The sequence below is a fragment of the Paenibacillus sp. N119s genome, from assembly GCF_059447605.1.
Genome location: NZ_JCAJRU010000281.1, coordinates 1 through 5,731, shown reverse-complemented (window position 1 = coordinate 5,731; position 5,731 = coordinate 1). Strand labels below are relative to the sequence as shown.

Genomic DNA, 5,731 nt, shown 5'->3' with positions numbered 1-5,731 from the left:
CACCGTGAACGATAAAAATAACCCCTGTAAAGATTCGTACCAATAATATTCCAATATTCGCAAGCGTTTGATTCATATAAGCTCATCTCCTTTAAGTTGTGTACAGATTAGAGAATTACACTACTATATGTAGTGTAATGCATATGAAGAATCGGCAGCGCAGAAGGCGCCACCCTTTAAGATAACTTTTGGCCAAACTAGATTAATGCCAGTGTAAACATAAGTGTCAGCATAATTAGTACATAGCCTGAAAACATAATGGAACGCCAAGGCATTCGAATGATCGGCTCTTGCTGAGGATCAAGAATGCGTGAAATCCGATAATTAATGGACGTTTCTGCAAAAGAGGAACAAGCAGCGGAGTTTACCAGACGGGCGTTCGCAGGTGTCATACTCAGAAGCTTGAGCAATGCGCTCCCAATCCCAACCGGTGAACCGGCTCGTTGAATCGCTTCGTTATCTGCCAAGATTTCACGGGCCGTCTTGTATTGGCTAGTAATATGACGTAGCACCGGCAAGTAAAACAATTGTGTAGCACACATTTGCAGGAACCAGGTCTTCAATGGATCATAATGCTTCATATGATACGCTTCATGGTATATGACTGCCTCTTCCTCATGCTTGTCGAGTACCGACAACAACGCAGAGGACAATACAATGCGTGGCTTCCATAATCCCATAGTGAAGGCAGCAGGTTTGGCATAATCAATGACCCAAATCCGGTCGGTCCCGAGTTCACGATATCGTTCACCCAGTTCTTCGGTCAGCGGCAGATCACGCATTCGGTGCAATTTACGGAAAGCCGCCCTGGTAGCCATACACTGTCTGACCGCTTCTCCTCCGGCGATACCGAAGGTAACCAAAACTAGCCCGCTGAGTGCATCCACCATGTAGCCGATTCCGTAGTGCTGCAACAAACTTCTGCAAATTTGAAACACGTTAAAATTCAATTTCCAGCCGAAAACATGCTGCCCGGCATACATGCCCATTTGTACAAGGGCGAAACTCGAAATCAAGGCGCCTGCTGTAAACAGTAATTTAGAACGTGTTTTCCACATCGTCTACATATCCTTTTTCCATTGTTTAATTTTTTGTTCCAAACGTTCGATCAGAACCGGATCCGCTACCTCCAGAGCATCAATCATATGATTGACAGCAAGCGGACCAAATTCATCTACCAACTCGTGACTCAGTTCTTTGGATTGCTCATCCATAAACTCTTCCCTGCTTAAAACAGGACGGTATAAGGACGTTCTGCCACGTATACTTTTACTCAAAATCCCCTTTTCCACTAAACGGTTCATCACCGTCATCACCGTATTGAAGTTAAAGTCCCGATCCCCCTCCAATGCGGTCTGCACTTCTTTGATACTCCGATCCGAAGTGGACCATAAAATATCCATGATTTTGGCTTCCAGCGGTCCGAAAAATCGGTTAAGCCCGGTTTCGCCAGCTTTAAAATTCAGTCGTTTCATAAGAAGCACCTCACACTACTGATTGTAGTGTATATATCCTGATAAAGTCAACCATCACACCTGGTGTCAGCTTCAGAGACTATATACAAACCGCCGAATGGTCTACATCCGGCGGAAATTCATCAATATTCATAACCTTCGTTTAATCTGCCAATCTGTATCCTACACCTCTTACGGTAGCAATATATTCGGGCTCTGCAGGCCGATCGTCCAGCTTTTTGCGCAAGCTTTTGACATGCACATCCACAACATTGCTGCCGCCAACAAAATCGGTTTCCCAGATATCATGCATCATCTGCTCCCGGGAGATCACTTTTCCTTGAGCATCTATCAGCTTCAACAGTAAATCGTATTCTGTTTTGGTCAGATTCAATGGATTCTCTTCCTTATATACCAACATTTTATCACGGTCAATCCAGATGTCCTTGAACACTGTACGACGGCTGGTTTGCGCTGCCTGACGGGAAACCACCGGATGACGCACTATCATCCGTTCAATATCATGCACCATTTGGCTGGATGCCAGCGGCCATATCAGCACCTCTTCCGAAGGAAGCAGCTCACTCGCATGCACAGACATCCGATCCTGAACCACATACATGACTGGCGTGTCCTTCATATACTCATGCTCAAGGTCATGGCGGATATTCAGCAATTCACTCCGTGGATCGGTGGCGGTCAAATCGTAAATCAAGAGATCGCTCCCCAAATGACGTTGTACTTCAGGCTCCCAGCGATGGAAGACCAGCACGTCAAAACACGCATCTGACAACGTACGCACCACACCGTGAACTACACCCGGTACGGAACTGATCAAAATGATGCGGCGTGTAGTCGGACAATACAGGGGTTCATTAGAAGGGACGGTCTGCACCGCAGTTGTAGACGGGGCAGACAGCAGCGATGTCCAACTGCCCTTCACGCGTCTAGGCATGTCAGCAACCTTAATGCGATTCGTTACTTGATTCGCTTGCTTTGGCATTCCTTACACACTCCTCCGAATACGACATGGGCATGGGCAATGGTATATCCCGTTTCATGCGCAACCGTATCAATCCAATCGTGTGGGACTTCACTCATCACTTCATCTACCCGTCCACATACCTGACAAATAATATGCTGATGATCGTCCATCCGGCCGTCATAACGACTAGCGGCTTCCCCGAGTTTCAACTCACGGATTAATTCTTTATCCGTTAAATAACGTAGTGAATTATAGACCGTTCCATAGGCCAAATTATATCCGCGCTCCATCAACCGATTCATAACATCGGCAGCAGTAGGGTGATCGTGGGCTTCACGGACCACATCATACACTGCTTGGCGCTGCGAAGTTAAATTTAAAGTTCTCATATCGCATCTCCCTTAACCAGTACAGATTATATTTATTCTAAGCTTATAATCATATTAAAAATTAATTTAGAATAAGTATAAATCTTAATTTATTTCAAGTCAATGGTATCGGATAAATCGAGCCACTTTGTAACACAATGTATACAGGAGTACATGCTTAGCTTGTTTATAATCGGAGGGATATTTTATGAAGATATTGTGGATATTTACGCTTTTCATGCTGCTCATGCTCGGAACAAGCATATCGATAAAATGGCTTTTCGGTGCGCGTCATCCTTGGGAGCCTATTTCATTGGCTTTTCGCACGATGCGACCATCGGAATATGTTGTTCTGGCCGGAATGCTTATCGTGTTCTTTATATATGTGGGAAAAAAGCCAATAGGAAACGTATTTCGCTTCCTATTCTCACAATGGTCACGTTTCCTCAAAGTTTCTACTACTTCCTCTGCTTCTTCGCAAGAGAGCCAGCAGAAAGAACAAACAAGGGATAACGTAAACAAGCAATAAATGAAAGAACAAGGCCACTTTAAAAAGGTCTCCGATGATCCACCGATGTTTTTTTGTCGGCAAGACGATGACTCAAGAGACATTTTCCTCTCCTTTTTTATTCCGGGTCTTTCTCAGCCACGACACGATTAGCAACAAGATAGGAAAAAATACGGCAAATATCGGAAACAGCCATTTTAGTACTAACTCGCCTGTTTGAAGGTGATCTTGATAGTTCAATGCCATCAATACACAAGAGACTAACATGATCAGACCAAATGGCAGGATCAATTTGTGGTAAGGTATTCTCATTACATCTTCTGCGGCTTTAACCGCGGCATAATAGAAGATGAAAATTTTAAAAAAATCAAAAATAATAACGCTCATCACGCCGATGACATCGATTCTATCGATAAAATCAGATATTTCGACCTTGCTGATCATCGACAGTAGCGGGTAAGTCGCCCGTTTGAACACATCCTCTCCCAGTGCAAGCACATTGGACAGTGTAACCATAGACAGGAGCAACCCTCCGAACAATATAGCAGAGACCCCTACCCCGTTGGCACGATAGTTCTTTTTTAATGTGGGGAGAATCATCGCAAACGTAACCATCTCGCCGTACGGTAGCATCACGGCTTGCGAATAAACAACTTGCCATATCGGCTGCCAGCCATGCTCTGCTATGGGCAACATATTGCCCATATCTACAATGCCTGCCAACAAAATTAATATATTCGTAGCCAGGCCCAGCAGCAGTAGCAAAATCAACATGATGATGGCCGTCCGGCCTGCAACCTCAATTCCCAAATACATCACATACATGACAAGTCCAATCATTAAGGCACAAATGACTGTCAACGGCGTATGCTGAAGTGTCCGGTCGGCAATCAGGATCCCCGTGTCCCGAAGATCCCGTGCTCCGCCGTAAAGAAAAAACACGATATATATAAAAGCAAGCACGCTCCCTGCTTTCTTGCCCAAAAGAGCTCTGCAGTACTGTGTCATGAGCAAGTTGGGAAAGCGTCGGTGAAGGCTGCCATAGCACACAAAAAGCATTGCTCCCAAAACCGTGGAAATAAGGATGGCGATCCATGCATCCTTGCCCGCATTCCTTCCGGGAATAGACATCATAGATGTGCCCATCTCAAACAACACCATAAGAGAGATCATCTCTTTTGCACCTATCTGTACCTTTTTTTTCATAACCTTCCCTCCTCGTTCTATTTTTCACTAGTCTGGTTCCCCCTTGGAATATGGGTTAGTCCGCGACTGAGTGTGTTTCAGTATAGAAGTCACTTGAATACGAACGGTACTTTCCGCAAAATAACGGCTCCAATCGGGAGAAAGCTTCTTCCATTGTTGGGGATGGCTCCTCTCCAGCGCGAGGCCAAAGCCTATTACATCGCTGCGGGTACGCTGAATGTCCCTGACTGTTGAAGTGATCACTTTTTTCGTCTCCTCTGACCATTGCTCCTGCAGTCTTTTCATCTCCTCCGGACTCTGTAAGTTAATCGAGCACTCAGCCTCCTGTACTGCCCCGGTCTGTTTTAAGCTAATCACAAAAATAGGCTCTCCTTGCTCCATCCGAGTGTGTATATTGGTTGCAGAAAACAAGGTTTCGATGCCAATGGTTTCCCTATTCTTACCACAGCTCAGTGTTGTTTCGGCACTTTTCACCTTGTTGTTGATCATAGACAGTCCAATGGCCTGGTCATCGTCCAACCAACGGACAAGCCGATCCTTTTTGAACACCCCCATTCCGTTAATATGAACAATAGCTTTCGGTAAAATATTGTCCACATTGCTCTTGCTTGGGGCCTGCTCCAAGTTCCCATTGACCCCTATGCCCGTCAGCACAGGACCGCCACCCTTATGAGACAGGCTGCGAATGACATCGTCGATAGTCACCGCGTAATCCCCGGCATACAAACGCTCCGATGCTTCCAGCTTTCCTGAAATGTCATTGGCAGGAATACGGCCGATCGCGGTCATGGTTGCCAGTACATCCTTCCCAGTATTACCACGTGCCACCAGCATTTTCACCGGCAGTCGGATTTCTGTAGACCTTTCCAGAAAATCTATCGTATCGCCGATTCCAGCCCGCGCCAGCTTTTCACCAATAACGACCAGTTTGGTATGCGCCAAAGAAATGACCCGTGGAACCCTTTGTGAGGCTCTGCGGAGCGCTTGAAACAGACTCCCCCCCCTTTCCCGATACAAAACGACTGGGGTATCTCCTCTCGCTTTGGCCCCAGCGATTTCATCTGCCACGATCACCTGCAGGGAAACCTCATAATCCGACTCCCCATCTGAATCAATACTTATAGCCGATACTACTGCTCTTTGGTTCAACTCCACAGAATCCCAGCAACCGGATAACAATGGAGTGAACAGTAGCAAGACCCAACACAGC

At 45.9% G+C, this 5,731-nt stretch carries 7 protein-coding genes; 1 reads left to right on the top strand and 6 read right to left on the bottom strand.

Translation table 11 applies throughout. The features are described 5' to 3' along the window. Positions 1 to 197: 197 nt before the first annotated feature. The 4 genes from AC5V8P_RS22735 to AC5V8P_RS22720 form a co-directional block, all read right to left on the bottom strand. Positions 198 to 1,058 (bottom strand): M56 family metallopeptidase, encoded by an 861-nt coding sequence (locus tag AC5V8P_RS22735; protein WP_064797713.1) that lies wholly within the window; start codon positions 1,056 to 1,058, stop codon positions 198 to 200. A 3-nt stretch (positions 1,059 to 1,061) separates the two neighbouring features. Next, positions 1,062 to 1,475: a BlaI/MecI/CopY family transcriptional regulator gene (locus tag AC5V8P_RS22730; protein ID WP_064797712.1), complete on the bottom strand. Its 414-nt coding sequence runs from the start codon at positions 1,473 to 1,475 to the stop codon at positions 1,062 to 1,064. 142 nt (positions 1,476 to 1,617) lie between these two features. Continuing rightward, positions 1,618 to 2,457 (bottom strand): winged helix-turn-helix domain-containing protein, encoded by an 840-nt coding sequence (locus tag AC5V8P_RS22725; RefSeq protein WP_064797711.1) that lies wholly within the window; start codon positions 2,455 to 2,457, stop codon positions 1,618 to 1,620. Continuing rightward, positions 2,433 to 2,828 carry a Fur family transcriptional regulator gene (locus AC5V8P_RS22720; RefSeq protein ID WP_013373543.1) on the bottom strand — a complete coding sequence of 132 codons (396 nt, stop codon included), beginning with the start codon at positions 2,826 to 2,828 and terminating at the stop codon, positions 2,433 to 2,435. The genes AC5V8P_RS22725 and AC5V8P_RS22720 overlap by 25 nt, the downstream gene beginning before the upstream one ends. A 187-nt stretch (positions 2,829 to 3,015) precedes the next feature. Between AC5V8P_RS22720 and AC5V8P_RS22715 the strand changes: the two genes are divergently transcribed. Beyond that, a complete protein-coding gene (locus tag AC5V8P_RS22715) occupies positions 3,016 to 3,336 on the top strand; it encodes a YczF family membrane protein (RefSeq protein ID WP_064797710.1) in 321 nt (106 codons plus the stop codon). Between the two features lie 72 nt (positions 3,337 to 3,408). On the opposite strand, the gene AC5V8P_RS22710 is transcribed toward AC5V8P_RS22715, so the two are convergent. Both AC5V8P_RS22710 and AC5V8P_RS22705 read right to left on the bottom strand, forming a co-directional pair. Next, complete coding sequence (locus tag AC5V8P_RS22710) at positions 3,409 to 4,521, bottom strand: GerAB/ArcD/ProY family transporter (RefSeq protein WP_064797709.1); 1,113 nt, start codon at positions 4,519 to 4,521, stop codon at positions 3,409 to 3,411. Between the two features lie 27 nt (positions 4,522 to 4,548). Then, positions 4,549 to 5,731: Ger(x)C family spore germination protein (locus tag AC5V8P_RS22705; RefSeq protein ID WP_495473888.1), on the bottom strand; the 1,183-nt coding region annotated here is incomplete at its 5' end.